Raw genomic sequence first — 16,122 nt, 5'->3', positions numbered from 1 at the left:
GCTACTGGAACATAACGACGCATGACAACACAGGCCCCACCTTCAAATTTGCTTCCCCTTAACCCGGAGCAACTGGCGCGCCTCCAGGCCGCGACTTCCGATTTTTCACCCACCCAGCTCGCCTGGGTCTCCGGCTATTTCTGGGGAATGCTGAACCAGCAGCCGGGTGCTGTGGCTGGCGTCCCGCCAACGGCCGTTGAAATTCCTGCCATCACGCTTATCTCCGCTTCGCAAACGGGTAATGCCCGTCGTGTGGCCGAAGCGCTGCGTGATGACCTGCTCGCCGCGAAGCTGAACGTTAACCTGGTCAACGCCGGGGATTATAAATTCAAACAGATCGCGTCAGAAAAACTGCTGGTGGTGGTGGCGTCAACGCAGGGCGAAGGCGAGCCTGCGGAAGAAGCCGTCGCGCTGCATAAGTTCCTGTTCTCGAAAAAAGCGCCAAAGCTCGAGGGCACCGCCTTTGCCGTCTTCGGCCTCGGTGACACGTCCTATGAATTTTTCTGCCAGTCCGGTAAAGATTTCGACAGCAAGCTGGCGGAGCTGGGTGCAGAGCGCCTGCTGGATCGCGTAGACGCTGATGTCGAATACCAGGCCGCCGCCGCCGAATGGCGGGCGCGCATCGTTGAGGTGCTGAAGGCCCGCGTCCCGAAAGAGACGCCAGCGCAGGCCGCCGTTACCGCAGCGGGCACCGTCAACGAAATCCACACCAGCCCTTACACGAAAGAGGCGCCGCTGACGGCGACCCTGTCGGTAAACCAGAAAATCACGGGCCGTGATTCGGAAAAAGACGTGCGCCATATCGAAATCGATCTCGGTGACTCCGGCCTGCGTTATCAGCCTGGCGATGCGCTGGGCGTCTGGTATCAGAACGATCCGGCGCTGGTGAAAGAGCTGGTCGAACTGCTGTGGCTGAAAGGCACGGAGCCGGTCCAGGTGGAGGGTAAAACCTTACCGCTCTCTGAGGCGCTTCAGTGGCATTTCGAGCTGACGGTGAACACCGCCAACATCGTTGAAAACTACGCCACCTTAACCCGCAGCGAATCGCTCCTTCCGCTGGTCGGGGATAAGGCGAAGTTACAGCAATACGCGGCGACAACGCCGATTGTCGATATGGTGCGTTTCTCACCGGCACAGCTGGATGCCGACGCGCTGATCGGCCTGCTGCGTCCACTGACGCCGCGTCTTTACTCCATCGCCTCCTCACAGGCGGAAGTGGAAAACGAAGTCCACATCACCGTTGGCGTGGTGCGTTACGACATCGAAGGCCGCGCGCGGGCGGGCGGGGCCTCGGGTTTCCTGGCCGACCGCGTGGAAGAAGAGGGCGAGGTGCGCGTCTTTATCGAGCACAACGACAACTTCCGTCTGCCGGCGAACCCGGAAACGCCGGTGATCATGATTGGCCCGGGCACCGGCATCGCACCGTTCCGCGCCTTTATGCAGCAGCGTGCAGCGGACGAGGCACCGGGTAAAAACTGGCTGTTCTTCGGCAACCCGCATTTTACCGAAGATTTCCTCTACCAGGTTGAATGGCAGCGCTACGTCAAAGAGGGCGTGCTGACCCGCATCGATCTGGCCTGGTCTCGTGACCAGAAAGAAAAAGTATACGTACAAGACAAACTGCGCGAACAGGGCGCAGAGCTGTGGCGCTGGATCAATGACGGTGCCCACATTTATGTCTGCGGCGACGCCAATCGCATGGCGAAAGACGTTGAGCAGGCACTGCTGGAAGTGATTGCCGAATTCGGCGGTATGGATGCCGAAACGGCGGATGAATTTTTAAGTGAGCTGCGCGTAGAGCGCCGTTATCAGCGAGATGTCTACTAATGAGCGAAAAACATCCTGGCCCACTGGTGGTCGAAGGCAAACTGTCTGATGCCGAGCGCATGAAGGTAGAGAGCAACTACCTGCGCGGTACCATTGCCGAAGATTTAAATGACGGCCTGACCGGCGGTTTCAAAGGCGACAACTTCCTGCTGATCCGTTTCCACGGTATGTACCAGCAGGACGACCGCGATATCCGCGCCGAACGTGCCGAGCAGAAGCTGGAGCCGCGTCACGCGATGCTGCTGCGCTGTCGTCTGCCGGGTGGCATCATCACCACCAAACAGTGGCAGGCGATCGACAAGTTTGCCCATGACAACACGATTTACGGCAGCATTCGTCTGACCAACCGTCAGACCTTCCAGTTCCACGGCATTCTGAAGAAGAACGTCAAGCCGGTTCACCAGATGCTGCACTCCGTGGGTCTGGACGCGCTGGCGACCGCCAACGACATGAACCGTAACGTGCTCTGCACCTCGAATCCGTACGAGTCCGAACTGCACGCCGAAGCGTACGAGTGGGCGAAAAAAATCTCCGAACATCTGCTGCCACGCACGCGTGCCTATGCGGAGATCTGGCTCGATCAGGAGAAAGTCGCCACCACCGATGAAGAGCCGATCCTCGGTCAGACCTACCTGCCGCGTAAGTTCAAAACCACGGTGGTGATCCCGCCGCAGAACGATATCGACCTGCACGCCAACGACATGAACTTCGTGGCGATTGCCGAAAACGGCAAGCTGGTCGGCTTTAACCTGCTGGTGGGCGGCGGTTTGTCCATTGAGCATGGGAACAAGAAAACCTACGCCCGCACCGCGAGCGAGTTCGGCTTCCTGCCGCTGGAGCACACGCTGGCAGTGGCTGAGGCGGTGGTTACTACCCAGCGCGACTGGGGTAACCGTACCGATCGTAAAAACGCGAAAACCAAATACACTCTGGAGCGCGTAGGCGTCGAGACGTTCAAAGAAGAAGTGGAGCGTCGCGCGGGCATCAAGTTTGAGCCGATCCGCCCTTACGAATTTACCGGTCGCGGCGATCGCATCGGCTGGGTTAAAGGTATCGATAATAAATGGCACCTGACGCTGTTTATCGAAAACGGCCGTATTCTTGATTATCCGGGCCGTCCGCTGAAAACCGGCCTGCTGGAAATCGCGAAGATCCACAAAGGCGAGTTCCGTATCACCGCTAACCAGAACCTGATCGTCGCCAGCGTGCCGGAAAGCGAAAAGGCGAGAATTGAAGAGCTGGCCCGCGAGCACGGGTTGATGAATGCGGTGAGCGCGCAGCGTGAAAACTCGATGGCCTGCGTGTCGTTCCCGACCTGTCCGCTGGCGATGGCCGAAGCCGAGCGTTTCCTGCCGTCCTTCACTGATAAAGTGGAAGCGATTCTGGAAAAACATGGTATTCCGGACGAGCATATTGTTATGCGCGTGACGGGCTGCCCGAACGGCTGCGGTCGCGCGATGCTGGCCGAACTCGGTCTGGTAGGGAAAGCGCCGGGTCGCTATAACCTGCACCTGGGCGGTAACCGTATCGGGACGCGTATTCCGCGTATGTTCCGCGAGAACATCACCGAGCCGGAAATTCTCGATTCCCTCGACGTGCTTATCGGACGCTGGGCGAAAGAGCGCGAAGCGGGTGAAGGCTTCGGCGACTTTACGGTACGTGCGGGCATCATTCGCCCGGTGCTCGATCCCGCAAGGGATTTCTGGGAGTAACCACGAGAGGTAATTATGTCCGTACTCGATCTAAACGCGCTTAACGCATTGCCAAAAGTCGAACGCATTCTGGCACTCGCGGAAACTAACGCCCAACTGGAAAAGCTGGACGCCGAAGGGCGCGTGGCGTGGGCGCTGGAAAACCTGCCGGGAGACTATGTGCTTTCGTCGAGCTTTGGCATTCAGGCGGCGGTCAGTCTGCATCTGGTGAATCAGATCCGTCCGGACATTCCGGTGATCCTCACCGATACCGGCTATCTGTTCCCGGAGACCTATCAGTTTATCGACGAGCTGACGGATAAGCTCAGGCTGAACCTGAAAGTCTACCGTGCGACGGAAAGCGCGGCCTGGCAGGAGGCGCGTTACGGCAAGCTGTGGGAGCAGGGCGTTGAGGGCATTGAGAAATACAATGAGATCAACAAGGTCGAGCCGATGAACCGGGCGCTAAAAGAACTGAACGCTCAGACCTGGTTTGCGGGCCTGCGCCGCGAGCAGTCCGGGAGCCGGGCCACGCTGCCGGTGCTGGCGGTGCAGCGCGGCGTGTTCAAAGTGCTGCCGATCATCGACTGGGATAACCGCACGGTGTATCAGTATCTGCAAAAGCACGGGCTGAAGTACCATCCGCTGTGGGATCAAGGCTACCTGTCGGTAGGCGACACCCACACCACGCGGAAGTGGGAACCGGGAATGGCGGAAGAAGAGACGCGATTCTTCGGGCTGAAGCGCGAGTGTGGCTTGCACGAAGGGTGATAACCTTTTTTGCCCGGTGGCGCTGCGCTTACCGGGCCTACAAAGGCTTAATTCTCCCTCTCTCCGTGGGTAGAGGGTTCCCCAGTAATTTGAAAGCAAAAGCGATAACGTTGCCTCAGAATAACTGAGGGCTTTCAGCGATGCCTCGGTCCGGCTGTAAATCGCTGAGGCGTTTCCTGTAGGCCGGGGCGAGGCGCAGGGATGCGCCGAGAGGGCGGGCTTTACAGGGATGTTACCTCCGCCCGTCCCCGATAAGCCGGAAGGAATGAGCCGAAGGCACCGCGAAGCGGCGATTTTCCGCCGGAAGCCCGGGTCGCCAGGGTGGTGGCGACTGAGCCACCCTGGCACGTTCACCGGTCATGTCGTGACAGAGTAGCAAGGAACATAAAGTGAACGGAATGACCACCAGAGCCGTATGTTCCCCCTCACCCCAGCCCTCTCCCTCAAGGGAGAGGGGGCCGTCTGTGCAGGCATTATTTTGTGGGGAACCCTCAGCCCCGTGGGAGAGGGGTGGGGTGAGGGCATAAGGCCGCACTATGCTTAACGGCCTCAGGCTTTCCCCGCTTTCGCCAGCTCCTTCACCAGCGGCAGCATCACTTTCACGACATCCCGGCTGCGGTGCTCAATCCGCTGCGGCAGCGCTTTATCAATGTGCTGCTGATTATCCAGCCGCACATCATGCCAGCTGGTCCCGTCCGGGAACGCTTTCGATTTGCTGCGCTGCTGATAGCCATCTTTTTTGCCCAGCGCCCAGTTCGTCGCCTCGACGTACAGCACCGGAATGCCCGCCTTATCAAACACTTCACCGTCATTACAGCAGCCTGTGCCTTTAGGATACTCCGGGTTACCGCCCGGATTTGTCGCGGCATAGACACCATGCGTGCGGGCAAGCGCCAGCGCGCGGTCGCGGGTGAGTTTACGTACGCTGCTCGGCGTGCTCTGTCCGCTATTAAAATAGAGCTTATCCCCCACGATCAGATTATCGAGGTTAATCACCAGCAACGTATTTTTCTTCTCCTCAGCGCTCATGCGCTTAAGGAGATTCTCAGCGCCGAGTTTTCCTTCTTCTTCGCCGCTGGTCGCAACAAAGCGAATGCTGTATTTCGTCGGAATATTCTTCAGGCGTTCGGCCAGCTCAAGCATCACGCCCAGACCCGCCGCATTATCATCCAGTCCCTGAAGCGTCAGCCCGCCGAGATTATTATCGACATCGGCATCGCTCAACGGCGTGTAGGTATCAAGGTGCGCCATAATAATAATCTGCTCAGCCGCCTTTCCTTCGTGCGCCGCAATAACCGTGCTGCCAGTTACGTTATGCCAGTTTTGCGTTTTATTGCGAGTGGTATAGATGTAGCGGCTGTGGAAAGCGCGAATGTCGCTTTCATAGCCCATATCCGCAAACTGCTGACGAATATAGTCTGCCGAGAGCATCTCGGCTGGGGTTCCGGTCATACGGCCCGGAAAGACCGTCGCAATATGCCGCGCCTGCATACTGGCTATTTCACCGTAAGATGGATTTTTTGCCTGAGCCGGAAGGATAAAGCAAACGCCGAGCGCCAGGGCAACGAATCGGTGGCGCATTGCGGAAAACATAGTGAGTCCTTAAAAACAGAGCAAAATTTTAACCCGCATAGTATGAAACTGTGATCGGGTAGACACAATTTGAATTGCTCTTAAATGCCCGAAATTTCGCGTGTTAAGCACTTTTTGATATTTGCTTTTCCACGGCGTTATTCCATTGAGTAACTACTCATTCCAATTCGTAATTTCATTCGATCTAAGCCGCCCCCTATAGTCCCTTTATTCGTGGTTGTTAGTGAGTTGTTGCCTGTGGACTATCTCCCCCTTTTTGCTGCCTTAAAAGACCGACCGGTATTGGTTGTCGGGACGGGTGAAATTGCCGATCGCAAAATCGCCTTCCTGCAACGCGCCGGGGCGCAGGTGCAGATCGTTGCAGAGGCGGATTTTGCAGAGTCTCAGATCGACAGCGTGGTACTGGTGATTGCGGCAACCGAAGATCGGGCGCTCAACAGCCGAATCTCCGACGCAGCCCAGGCCCGTCACCGCCTGGTGAACGTGGTAGACGACCAGCCGTTATGTTCATTTATCTTCCCGTCGATTGTCGACCGCTCGCCGCTGCTGGTGGCGATCTCCTCCGGCGGCACCGCCCCGGTGCTGGCGCGCTTGCTGAGAGAAAAAATCGAAGCGCTGCTGCCGACCAGCCTCGGACGCATGGCGGAGAAGGCCAGCTACTGGCGCAACCATCTGAAAACGCGTCTGACCAGCGTGACGGAACGCCGTCGCTTCTGGGAGCGTGTGTTTCGCGGCCGCTTTGCCAGCCTGATGCAGGCCGGTAACGAGACGGCGGCGCAACAAATCCTCGAAGACGAACTGGATAACCCCGGCAGTACGGGCGGGGAGATCATTCTGGTGGGCGCCGGGCCGGGCGATGCCGGGCTGCTCACGCTGCGTGGCCTCCAGGTTCTTCAGGATGCGGATGTCGTGTTCTACGACCACCTGGTCACCGACGGTATTCGCGAGCTGATCCGCCGTGACGCGGAGCAAATCTGCGTCGGCAAACGTGCCGGCGAGCACTCCGTGCCGCAGCACGACACCAATCAAATGCTGATTGCCGCTGCGAAAGCGGGCAAAACCGTGGTGCGCCTGAAAGGGGGCGATCCGTTTATCTTCGGTCGTGGTGGCGAGGAGTTGCAGGCGGCAGCCGAAGCGGGCGTCCCGTTCCAGGTGGTTCCCGGCATTACGGCGGCGTCTGCCGTCACGGCCTACGCCGGTATTCCGCTGACCCATCGCGATTACGCCCAGAGCGTGACCTTTGTGACCGGGCACTATAAAGCCGACAGCACGCCGTTTGACTGGTCGCATCTCGCCCAGAGCCGACAAACGCTGGCGATTTATATGGGCACGATGAAAGCGGCAGACATCAGCGAACAGCTTATTCAGCACGGTCGCGATGCGGCAACGCCGGTAGCGGTGATCTCCCGCGGGACACGCGTCGATCAGCATGTCGCCATCGGCACTTTACAAGACCTTGCAACCCTGGCGAAAGACGCCCCAATGCCCGCCCTGATTGTGGTGGGAGAAGTGGTGCAGCTGCACAGCACGCTCGCCTGGTTCCAACACACAACCGACACAGAAGGCTTTGGCGCTTCTGTTATAAATTTGGCTTAAGGAACGGTTATGGACCAAAAACGACTTACTCACCTGCGGCAGCTCGAAGCGGAAAGTATCCACATTATCCGCGAAGTGGCCGCCGAGTTTTCTAACCCGGTGATGATGTACTCCATCGGTAAAGATTCCAGCGTCATGCTGCACCTGGCGCGTAAAGCGTTTTATCCGGGTACGCTGCCGTTCCCGCTGCTGCACGTGGATACCGGCTGGAAATTCCGCGAGATGTACGAGTTTCGTGACCGTACCGCCAAAGCCTACGGCTGCGAGCTGCTGGTGCACAAAAACCCGGAAGGGGTGGCGATGGGCATCAACCCGTTCGTGCACGGCAGCGCCAAGCATACCGACATCATGAAAACCGAAGGGCTGAAGCAGGCGCTGAATAAATACGGTTTTGATGCGGCCTTCGGCGGCGCGCGCCGTGACGAAGAGAAATCCCGCGCCAAAGAGCGTATCTACTCTTTCCGCGACCGCTTCCACCGCTGGGACCCGAAAAACCAGCGTCCGGAGCTGTGGCACAACTACAACGGCCAGATCAACAAGGGCGAAAGCATTCGCGTCTTCCCGCTCTCCAACTGGACCGAGCTGGATATCTGGCAGTACATCTATCTGGAAAATATTGAGATCGTTCCGCTGTATCTGGCGGCCGAGCGCCCGGTGCTGGAGCGCGACGGCATGCTGATGATGATCGACGACGATCGCATTGATTTACAGCCGGGCGAAGTGATCAAAAAACAGATGGTCCGTTTCCGTACTCTCGGCTGCTGGCCGTTGACCGGCGCGGTGGAATCCAGTGCGCAGACGCTGCCGGAGATCATCGAGGAGATGCTGGTGTCGACTACCAGTGAGCGACAGGGCCGCGTGATTGACCGCGACCAGGCAGGCTCCATGGAGCTGAAGAAACGTCAGGGTTATTTCTAAGGAGCCGCCATGAATACGACTATTGCCCAACAAATTGCCGATGAAGGCGGCGTAGAAGCTTATCTGCACGCCCAACAGTACAAAAGTCTGCTGCGTTTCCTGACCTGCGGCAGCGTGGATGACGGGAAAAGCACCCTGATAGGTCGTCTGCTGCACGACACGCGCCAGATCTACGAAGATCAACTCTCTTCTTTGCACAACGACAGTAAACGCCACGGCACCCAGGGCGAAAAACTCGACCTGGCGCTGCTGGTAGACGGCTTGCAGGCGGAGCGCGAGCAGGGCATTACCATTGATGTCGCCTATCGCTACTTCTCTACCGAAAAGCGCAAATTTATTATCGCCGACACCCCGGGGCACGAGCAGTACACTCGTAACATGGCGACCGGCGCGTCCACCTGTGATCTGGCGATCCTGCTGATTGACGCCCGTAAAGGTGTGCTGGATCAGACTCGTCGTCACAGCTTTATCTCTACGCTGCTGGGGATCAAACACCTGGTGGTGGCGGTGAACAAAATGGATCTGGTGGACTACAGCGAAGCGCGATTCGACGAGATCCGTCAGAGCTACCTGACCTTTGCTGAACAGCTGCCGGGCAACCTCGATATTCGCTTTGTGCCGCTGTCGGCGCTGGAAGGGGATAATGTCGCCTCTCAGAGCGGGAACATGCCGTGGTACAGCGGCCCGACGCTGCTGGAAGTGCTGGAAACCGTTGAAATTCAGCGCGTGGTTGATACCCAGCCGATGCGCTTCCCGGTGCAGTACGTGAACCGTCCGAACCTCGATTTCCGCGGCTTCTCGGGCACCATTGCGTCCGGCGCGGTGAAGGTGGGCCAGCGCGTGAAGGTGCTGCCGTCCGGTGTGGAATCGGCCATTGCCCGAATCGTCACCTTTGATGGCGATCTAGACGAAGCCGGAGCAGGTGAAGCGGTAACCCTGGTACTGAAAGACGAAATTGATATCAGCCGCGGCGACCTTCTGGTCGACGCGCAGGAAACGCTGGCGGCGGTGCAGGGCGCATCCGTGGACGTGGTGTGGATGGCGGAACAGCCGCTGACCGCAGGCCAGAGCTATGACATTAAAATCGCCGGCAAGAAAACCCGCGCCCGCGTGGACGGCATTCAGTTCCAGGTGGACATCAACAACCTGACCCACCGTGACGTGAGCGAGCTGCCGCTGAACGGCATCGGTCTGGTGGATATGACCTTCGACGAGCCGCTGGTGCTGGATCCGTATCAGCAGAATCCTGTTACGGGCGGGCTCATCTTCATTGACCGCCTGACGAACGTTACCGTCGGTGCCGGCATGGTGCGCGAGCCTGACGCGCAGGCTGCCGTGGCCTCTGAGTTCAGCGCGTTTGAGCTGGAGCTTAACGCGCTGGTGCGTAAGCACTTCCCGCACTGGGGCGCACGCGATCTGCTGGGAGGCAAGTGATGGCCACCCATGATGAGAACGTCGTCTGGCATCCTCATCCGGTCACCGTCGCCCAGCGCGAACAGCTCCATGGTCACCGTGGGGTTGTGCTGTGGTTTACCGGGCTGTCTGGCTCCGGTAAATCCACGGTGGCAGGCGCACTGGAAGAGGCGCTGCATCAGCAGGGGGTGAGCACCTACCTGCTGGACGGCGACAACGTGCGTCACGGCCTGTGCAGCGATTTAGGGTTCAGCGATGAAGATCGTAAAGAGAACATTCGTCGGGTGGGGGAAGTCGCCAGCCTGATGGCGGATGCCGGGCTGGTGGTGCTGACGGCGTTTATCTCACCGCACCGCGCCGAACGTCAGATGGTGCGTGAGCGCGTGGGGCAGAATCGCTTTATTGAAGTGTTTGTGGATACCCCGCTGGCAATCTGCGAAGCGCGCGATCCTAAAGGGCTGTACAAAAAAGCCCGCGCGGGAGAGCTGCGAAACTTCACCGGCATTGACTCCGTTTACGAAGCGCCTGAATCCCCTGAGATTCATCTGGAAGGTCAACAATTGGTAACAAATTTAGTAAGCCAATTATTAGACCTGCTCAGACGGGACGATATTATCAGATCCTGAGACGGTATCGTTCGGGAGCTGTCTTCCCGAGCGATGAGTCACGGTCACAGGATTAGCTATGCGCAACAGTGAAAACTACATGATTACCACCGGGTCGGAACCGTTAACGACCGACGACGAGACGACCTGGTCCTTCCCTGGGGCGATAGTCGGCTTCGTATCGTGGCTACTGGCGCTGGGTATCCCGTTTTTGATCTACGGTGGTAACACCCTCTTTTTCTTCCTCTATACCTGGCCTTTCTTTTTGGCGCTGATGCCCGTTGCGGTGGTTGTGGGCGTGGCGCTGCACTCCCTTTTCAACGGCAAGCTTCTGTATAGTACGCTCATCACTATCGCCACCGTTGTGGTCATCTTTGGCCTGCTGTTTTTATGGCTGATGGGCTAACTTACGGCATAATTAGAACCCCGCAGTAGAGTCCAGCGGAAAGTTATGGGATGATGATGCCGTTTTTTCAGGGGGCAGGATGGGTAAACTAACGCTGCTGTTGCTGGCTTTGCTGGTCTGGCTGCAATATTCGCTGTGGTTCGGCAAAAACGGACTGCACGACTACAGCCGGGTGAGCGATGACGTCGCGGCACAGCAGGCGACAAACGCCAAACTTAAAGCGCGTAACGATCAACTTTTTGCTGAAATTGATGACCTCAATGGCGGCCAGGAGGCGATTGAGGAGCGCGCGCGCAATGAACTCAGTATGACTAAGCCGGGCGAAACGTTTTATCGCCTGGTTCCGGATGCGTCTAAACGCAATCAGGGCTCCGCACAAAACAATCGATAATCAGGCCCAGGATTACGACATGGCAGCAACTTTTTCGGACGTCTGTGCCGTGGTGCCGGCCGCAGGTTTTGGCCGGCGCATGCAGACAGAATGTCCTAAGCAGTACCTCTCAATTGGCGATAAAACGATCCTCGAGCACGCCGTGGCGGCGCTGCTGGCGCATTCTCGGGTGAAACGCGTTGTTATTGCCATCAGCCCCGGCGATGCACGTTTTGCTCAGCTCGCGCTGGCGAATCACCCTCAGATTACCGTCGTTGACGGCGGCGCAGAGCGGGCTGACTCCGTTCTGGCGGGCATTCAGGCTGCCGGGAACGCGCAGTGGGTGCTGGTGCACGATGCCGCGCGTCCCTGTCTGCATCACGACGATCTGTCACGTCTGCTGGCCCTGAGCGAAACCAGTAACGTGGGCGGCATTCTGGCCGCCCCGGTGCGTGACACCATGAAGCGTGCCGAACCGGGTAAACCGGCGATTGCCCACACCGTCGAGCGCGTCGATCTATGGCACGCGCTGACGCCACAATTTTTTCCCCGCGAATTACTCCACGACTGCTTAACGCGTGCGCTTAAAGAAGGTGCGACCATTACGGACGAAGCCTCGGCGCTGGAGTATTGCGGTTTCCACCCCACGCTTGTTGAAGGGCGCGCTGATAATATAAAAGTGACGCGCCCGGAAGACTTACAGCTCGCGGAATTTTATCTTACCCGTACGACCCCTCAGGAGAAGGCATAATGCGTATTGGACACGGTTTTGATGTACACGCCTTTGGCGGCGTTGGCCCAATTATCATTGGCGGCGTGCGCATTCCATACGAAAAAGGTCTGCTGGCGCATTCTGATGGCGACGTGGCGCTGCATGCGCTGACCGACGCGCTGCTGGGTGCCGCCGCGCTGGGCGACATTGGCAAACTGTTCCCGGACACCGATCCTGCTTTTAAAGGCGCAGACAGCCGCGAACTGCTGCGCGAAGCCTGGCGTCGTATTCAGGCCAAAGGCTACACCCTTGGCAACGTTGATGTGACGATCATTGCTCAGGCACCGAAGATGCTGCCGCACATCCCTCAGATGCGCGTGTTTATCGCTGAAGATCTGGGTTGCCATATGGACGACGTCAACGTCAAAGCGACCACCACGGAGAAGCTGGGCTTTACCGGTCGTGGCGAAGGCATTGCCTGTGAAGCCGTGGCGCTGCTGGTGAAGGCGGCCAAATGACGGATTTCGACAACCTGACGTATCTGCACGGTGAACCGCAGGGCAAGGGGCTGCTGAAAGCCAACCCTGAAGATTTCGTGGTAGTGGAAGATCTCGGTTTTGAGCCGGACGGCGAAGGCGAGCACATCCTGGTGCGCATTCTGAAAAACGGCTGCAACACCCGCTTCGTGGCGGACGCGCTGGCAAAATTCCTCAATATTCACGCCCGCGAAGTGAGCTTTGCCGGTCAAAAAGATAAACATGCCGTGACCGAACAGTGGCTTTGCGCCCGCGTGCCCGGCAACGGCATGCCCGATTTAAGCAAATTTGAGCTTGAGGGCTGTAAGGTACTGGAGTACGCCCGCCATAAACGCAAATTGCGTCTGGGAGCGTTAAAAGGCAATGCCTTTACTCTGGTGTTGCGCGAAGTGACCGAACGCGAAGACGTTGAAAAACGCCTGAAGGCCATTAACGAACGCGGCGTGCCAAACTATTTCGGCGCACAGCGCTTTGGCATTGGTGGCAGCAACCTGCTGGGTGCGCTGCGCTGGGCGCAAAGCGGTGCACCGGTGCGCGATCGTAATAAACGCAGTTTTTGGTTGTCGGCGGCCCGCAGTGCGTTGTTTAATCAGATTGTGAGCGAACGGCTGAAAAAACCGGACGCGAATCAAGTTGTTGTCGGCGATGCGCTACAATTAGCGGGACGCGGAAGCTGGTTTGTGGCAACGGCCGATGAGATGGCCGATGTCCAGTCGCGCGTGGACGCTAAAACGCTGATGATTACCGCCGCCTTGCCGGGTTCAGGCGACTGGGGAACCCAGGGCGAGGCGCTGGCCGCTGAGCAGTCAGCGGTGGCGGATGCGCCAGAATTACAATCGTTGCTGGTGCGGGAAAAGGTCGAGGCGGCGCGCCGTGCGATGCTCCTCTACCCGCAACAGCTGAGCTGGAACTGGTGGGATGACGTAACCGTCGAGTTACGCTTCTGGCTGCCGGCAGGTAGCTTTGCCACCAGTGTTGTCAGGGAACTTATCAACACGTCGGGTGATTATGCGAATATTGCTGAGTAACGATGACGGGATCCATGCGCCAGGTATTCAGACGCTGGCGAAACACCTCCGCGAATTTGCGGATGTGCAGGTCGTGGCTCCCGATCGTAACTGCAGTGGCGCGTCTAACTCATTGACGCTGGAGTCTTCACTTCGCACCTTTACCTTTGAGAATGGCGATATTGCCGTCCAGATGGGGACGCCGACCGACTGCGTGTTTCTGGGCGTAAATGCGCTGATGCGCCCTCGGCCGGATGTTGTGGTCTCCGGCATCAATGCCGGGCCAAATCTTGGCGATGATGTGATTTACTCCGGCACCGTGGCCGCGGCGATGGAAGGGCGTCACCTGGGTTTCCCGGCGCTGGCGGTCTCGTTAAACGGCCACACCCACTATGACACTGCCGCCGCGGTGACCTGCTCCATTCTCCGTGCGCTTGGCCGCGAGCCACTGCGTACCGGACGTATCCTTAATATTAACGTGCCGGATCTCCCACTGGACGAGATTAAAGGGATCCGCGTGACGCGCTGCGGCAGTCGCCACCCGGCCGATCAGGTTATTCCCCAGCAGGATCCCCGCGGCAATACCCTGTACTGGATCGGCCCGCCGGGAGATAAATGCGATGCCGGGCCAGACACCGACTTTGCTGCGGTGGATGAGGGTTACGTTTCCGTTACGCCGTTGCACGTAGATTTAACCGCTTATAGCGCGCATGATGTGGTGTCGGACTGGTTAGAGCGGGTCGGAGTGAACGCGCAATGGTAAGTAAACGTGTACAAACTCTTCTGGAACAATTACGCGCACAGGGGATTGCCAACGAGCAGGTGCTGGATGCGCTTGCCCAGGTTCCCCGTGAGAAGTTTGTAGATGAGGCGTTTGAACACAAAGCGTGGGAAAACGTGGCGCTGCCCATCGGGCAAGGCCAGACGATTTCGCAGCCCTACATGGTGGCGCGTATGACGGAGCTTCTGGAGTTAACGCCAGACTCCCGGGTGCTGGAAATTGGCACCGGTTCAGGGTATCAGACCGCGATCCTGGCCCACCTTGTGCACCATGTCTGTTCCGTGGAACGGATTAAAGGGTTGCAGTGGCAGGCGCGCCGTCGCCTGAAACAGCTTGATTTACATAATGTATCGACACGCCACGGCGATGGATGGCAGGGTTGGCAGGCTCGCGCCCCGTTTGACGCCATCATTGTCACGGCAGCGCCACCTGAAATCCCCGCTGCACTTCTCTCGCAGCTGGACGAGGGCGGCATTCTTGTTTTGCCCGTCGGCGATGAGCAGCAGCTTTTAAAGCGCGTTCGTCGACGCGGCGGCGAGTTTATTATCGATACCGTGGAAGCCGTACGCTTTGTGCCCCTGGTTAAGGGCGAGCTGGCCTGAGACTCGGATTTTTCCAGGGTTATTAAGGCAAATTCAGCGTATGGTGGGGCGCGATAGGTTCGTGCCATCACGGTTATTTTTAAGTCACTGGTAGTTAACACATTCCTGGGGGATAAATGAGCGCGGGAAGCCCAAAATTCACCATCAGCCGTGTTGCGGCATTATCACTGGTTTCGCTCTGGCTGGCAGGCTGTACAAGTTCAAATAACGCGCCTGCGCCCGTCAGTTCCGTTAATGGAACCAGCGGCTCGGGTAACACGTCCAGCGGAATGTTGATCACCCCTCCGCCTAAAATGGGCACCTCAACGGCGCAGCAAACGCCGCAGATCCAGCCGGTTCAGCGTCCAGTTACGCAGCCTACGCAGATACAGCCAGTGGAACAGCCTGTTCAGACTGAAAATGGCCGCATAGTGTATAACCGTAAGTATGGGAACATTCCGAAAGGTAGTTATACCGGCGGCAGCACCTATACCGTGAAGCGCGGCGATACGCTGTTCTATATTGCCTGGATCACCGGGAACGATTTCCGCGATCTGGCACAGCGAAACAACGTCCAGGCCCCGTATGCTCTGGAAGTCGGGCAAACGCTTCAGGTTGGCAACGCGACGGGGACACCGCTTACGCCAGGCAACACCGTTTCAGCAGCCGACGTAACTGCGCAAAATAACAGCGTCACCCCTGCACAAAAAACCACCACGGTGGTTGCTTCACAACCTGTAATTACGTATTCTGAGGATTCAGGTGATCAGAGTGCTAACAAAATGTTGCCGAATAATAAAGGTACTGCGACTGTTGTCACAGCACCGACTACGGCACCTGTGGTTAGCTCTACTGTACCGACTGCAAGCAGTCAGAATGCCAGCTCGTCAATTACCACCTGGCGTTGGCCAACTGACGGCAAGATCATCGAGAACTTCGCTACCTCTGAGGGGGGCAACAAAGGGATCGATATCGCAGGCAGTAAAGGACAGGCAATCATCGCGACCGCAGACGGACGCGTTGTCTATGCCGGTAACGCACTGCGCGGTTACGGTAATCTTATTATCATCAAACATAATGATGATTACCTGAGTGCCTACGCCCATAACGACACAATGCTGGTCCGGGAACAACAAGAAGTTAAGGCGGGGCAAAAAATCGCTACCATGGGTAGCACCGGAACCAGTTCTACACGCTTGCATTTTGAAATTCGTTACAAGGGGAAATCCGTAAACCCGCTGCAATATTTACCGCAGCGATAAATTGACGGGGCATGCCAGCCAGGGTGTCTCGTCCAGGGATCACGGGTAGGAGC

At 57.7% G+C, this 16,122-nt stretch carries 17 protein-coding genes; 15 read left to right on the top strand and 2 right to left on the bottom strand.

The features are described 5' to 3' along the window. Nucleotides 1-21: 21 nt before the first annotated feature. From cysJ to cysH, 3 genes are read left to right on the top strand one after another with little or no spacing between them, the layout of a single operon-like run. Entirely contained in the window at nucleotides 22-1,827 is a 1,806-nt protein-coding gene (gene cysJ / locus O1724_RS18335; RefSeq protein WP_003862698.1) for an NADPH-dependent assimilatory sulfite reductase flavoprotein subunit, read from the top strand. Then, complete coding sequence (cysI, locus tag O1724_RS18330) at nucleotides 1,827-3,539, top strand: assimilatory sulfite reductase (NADPH) hemoprotein subunit (RefSeq protein WP_003862696.1); 1,713 nt, start codon at nucleotides 1,827-1,829, stop codon at nucleotides 3,537-3,539. The genes cysJ and cysI overlap by 1 nt, the downstream gene beginning before the upstream one ends. Nucleotides 3,540-3,554: 15 nt before the next feature. Next, entirely contained in the window at nucleotides 3,555-4,289 is a 735-nt protein-coding gene (cysH, locus tag O1724_RS18325) for a phosphoadenosine phosphosulfate reductase (protein ID WP_003862694.1), read from the top strand. A gap of 549 nt (nucleotides 4,290-4,838) precedes the next feature. On the opposite strand, the gene O1724_RS18320 is transcribed toward cysH, so the two are convergent. Then, nucleotides 4,839-5,882 carry an aminopeptidase gene (locus O1724_RS18320; RefSeq protein WP_023314743.1) on the bottom strand — a complete coding sequence of 348 codons (1,044 nt, stop codon included), beginning with the start codon at nucleotides 5,880-5,882 and terminating at the stop codon, nucleotides 4,839-4,841. A gap of 237 nt (nucleotides 5,883-6,119) precedes the next feature. Here O1724_RS18320 and cysG point away from each other — a divergent pair, with 237 nt between their 5' ends. The 11 genes from cysG to O1724_RS18265 all read left to right on the top strand — a co-directional run bounded on the left by cysG (nucleotide 6,120) and on the right by O1724_RS18265 (nucleotide 14,828). Continuing rightward, nucleotides 6,120-7,478: a siroheme synthase CysG gene (cysG, locus tag O1724_RS18315; protein ID WP_479983903.1), complete on the top strand. Its 1,359-nt coding sequence runs from the start codon at nucleotides 6,120-6,122 to the stop codon at nucleotides 7,476-7,478. 9 nt (nucleotides 7,479-7,487) lie between these two features. Continuing rightward, the gene (gene cysD / locus O1724_RS18310; protein WP_006811770.1) at nucleotides 7,488-8,396 is read left to right on the top strand and encodes a sulfate adenylyltransferase subunit CysD; all 909 of its coding nucleotides are present in this window, start codon (nucleotides 7,488-7,490) and stop codon (nucleotides 8,394-8,396) included. A gap of 9 nt (nucleotides 8,397-8,405) precedes the next feature. After that, entirely contained in the window at nucleotides 8,406-9,830 is a 1,425-nt protein-coding gene (gene cysN, locus O1724_RS18305) for a sulfate adenylyltransferase subunit CysN (protein WP_045346842.1), read from the top strand. Beyond that, on the top strand, nucleotides 9,830-10,435 hold the full coding sequence (gene cysC / locus O1724_RS18300) for an adenylyl-sulfate kinase (protein WP_023314740.1): 606 nt from the start codon (nucleotides 9,830-9,832) through the stop codon (nucleotides 10,433-10,435). Before cysN ends, cysC begins: the two co-directional genes overlap by 1 nt. 58 nt (nucleotides 10,436-10,493) lie before the next feature. Then, nucleotides 10,494-10,820 carry a DUF3561 family protein gene (locus O1724_RS18295; protein ID WP_006811767.1) on the top strand — a complete coding sequence of 109 codons (327 nt, stop codon included), beginning with the start codon at nucleotides 10,494-10,496 and terminating at the stop codon, nucleotides 10,818-10,820. Nucleotides 10,821-10,899: 79 nt separating this feature from the next. After that, nucleotides 10,900-11,211, top strand: a complete 312-nt coding sequence (gene ftsB / locus O1724_RS18290; protein ID WP_003862095.1) for a cell division protein FtsB — start codon at nucleotides 10,900-10,902, stop codon at nucleotides 11,209-11,211. 19 nt (nucleotides 11,212-11,230) lie between these two features. Continuing rightward, on the top strand, nucleotides 11,231-11,941 hold the full coding sequence (ispD, locus tag O1724_RS18285; protein ID WP_032610044.1) for a 2-C-methyl-D-erythritol 4-phosphate cytidylyltransferase: 711 nt from the start codon (nucleotides 11,231-11,233) through the stop codon (nucleotides 11,939-11,941). Then, nucleotides 11,941-12,420 carry a 2-C-methyl-D-erythritol 2,4-cyclodiphosphate synthase gene (gene ispF / locus O1724_RS18280; RefSeq protein WP_003862097.1) on the top strand — a complete coding sequence of 160 codons (480 nt, stop codon included), beginning with the start codon at nucleotides 11,941-11,943 and terminating at the stop codon, nucleotides 12,418-12,420. The genes ispD and ispF overlap by 1 nt, the downstream gene beginning before the upstream one ends. Further along, complete coding sequence (gene truD, locus O1724_RS18275) at nucleotides 12,417-13,466, top strand: tRNA pseudouridine(13) synthase TruD (protein WP_023323677.1); 1,050 nt, start codon at nucleotides 12,417-12,419, stop codon at nucleotides 13,464-13,466. The genes ispF and truD overlap by 4 nt, the downstream gene beginning before the upstream one ends. Then, on the top strand, nucleotides 13,447-14,208 hold the full coding sequence (surE, locus tag O1724_RS18270) for a 5'/3'-nucleotidase SurE (RefSeq protein ID WP_126296938.1): 762 nt from the start codon (nucleotides 13,447-13,449) through the stop codon (nucleotides 14,206-14,208). The genes truD and surE overlap by 20 nt, the downstream gene beginning before the upstream one ends. Further along, nucleotides 14,202-14,828, top strand: coding sequence for a protein-L-isoaspartate(D-aspartate) O-methyltransferase (locus O1724_RS18265; protein WP_015571709.1), 627 nt, complete (start codon nucleotides 14,202-14,204; stop codon nucleotides 14,826-14,828). The genes surE and O1724_RS18265 overlap by 7 nt, the downstream gene beginning before the upstream one ends. 94 nt (nucleotides 14,829-14,922) lie before the next feature. Here the strand turns inward: O1724_RS18265 and O1724_RS18260 are convergent, their stop codons facing one another. Beyond that, nucleotides 14,923-15,054, bottom strand: a complete 132-nt coding sequence (locus O1724_RS18260; protein WP_306173474.1) for a peptidase — start codon at nucleotides 15,052-15,054, stop codon at nucleotides 14,923-14,925. Here O1724_RS18260 and nlpD point away from each other — a divergent pair. Beyond that, complete coding sequence (gene nlpD, locus O1724_RS18255) at nucleotides 14,996-16,069, top strand: murein hydrolase activator NlpD (protein WP_306173475.1); 1,074 nt, start codon at nucleotides 14,996-14,998, stop codon at nucleotides 16,067-16,069. The genes O1724_RS18260 and nlpD overlap by 59 nt on opposite strands. Nucleotides 16,070-16,122: the final 53 nt, after the last annotated feature.

The organism is Enterobacter cloacae complex sp. HYC074_NIDB, from assembly GCF_056673345.1.
The sequence above is the reverse complement of the archived record's forward strand: the minus strand, read 5'-3'. Positions and strand labels throughout refer to the sequence as shown.

What these genes read in the sequence shown, in the direction of transcription:
- ftsB (WP_003862095.1), top strand. Translation starts at nt 10,900, where the DNA reads ATGGGTAAACTAACGCTGCTGTTGCTGGCTTTGCTGGTCTGGCTGCAA.
- O1724_RS18295 (WP_006811767.1), top strand. Translation starts at nt 10,494, where the DNA reads ATGCGCAACAGTGAAAACTACATGATTACCACCGGGTCGGAACCGTTA.
- surE (WP_126296938.1), top strand. Translation starts at nt 13,447, where the DNA reads ATGCGAATATTGCTGAGTAACGATGACGGGATCCATGCGCCAGGTATT.
- ispD (WP_032610044.1), top strand. Translation starts at nt 11,231, where the DNA reads ATGGCAGCAACTTTTTCGGACGTCTGTGCCGTGGTGCCGGCCGCAGGT.
- cysD (WP_006811770.1), top strand. Translation starts at nt 7,488, where the DNA reads ATGGACCAAAAACGACTTACTCACCTGCGGCAGCTCGAAGCGGAAAGT.
- cysC (WP_023314740.1), top strand. Translation starts at nt 9,830, where the DNA reads ATGGCCACCCATGATGAGAACGTCGTCTGGCATCCTCATCCGGTCACC.
- O1724_RS18320 (WP_023314743.1), bottom strand. Translation starts at nt 5,882, where the DNA reads ATGTTTTCCGCAATGCGCCACCGATTCGTTGCCCTGGCGCTCGGCGTT.
- cysI (WP_003862696.1), top strand. Translation starts at nt 1,827, where the DNA reads ATGAGCGAAAAACATCCTGGCCCACTGGTGGTCGAAGGCAAACTGTCT.
- ispF (WP_003862097.1), top strand. Translation starts at nt 11,941, where the DNA reads ATGCGTATTGGACACGGTTTTGATGTACACGCCTTTGGCGGCGTTGGC.
- cysH (WP_003862694.1), top strand. Translation starts at nt 3,555, where the DNA reads ATGTCCGTACTCGATCTAAACGCGCTTAACGCATTGCCAAAAGTCGAA.
- O1724_RS18265 (WP_015571709.1), top strand. Translation starts at nt 14,202, where the DNA reads ATGGTAAGTAAACGTGTACAAACTCTTCTGGAACAATTACGCGCACAG.
- cysJ (WP_003862698.1), top strand. Translation starts at nt 22, where the DNA reads ATGACAACACAGGCCCCACCTTCAAATTTGCTTCCCCTTAACCCGGAG.
- cysN (WP_045346842.1), top strand. Translation starts at nt 8,406, where the DNA reads ATGAATACGACTATTGCCCAACAAATTGCCGATGAAGGCGGCGTAGAA.
- truD (WP_023323677.1), top strand. Translation starts at nt 12,417, where the DNA reads ATGACGGATTTCGACAACCTGACGTATCTGCACGGTGAACCGCAGGGC.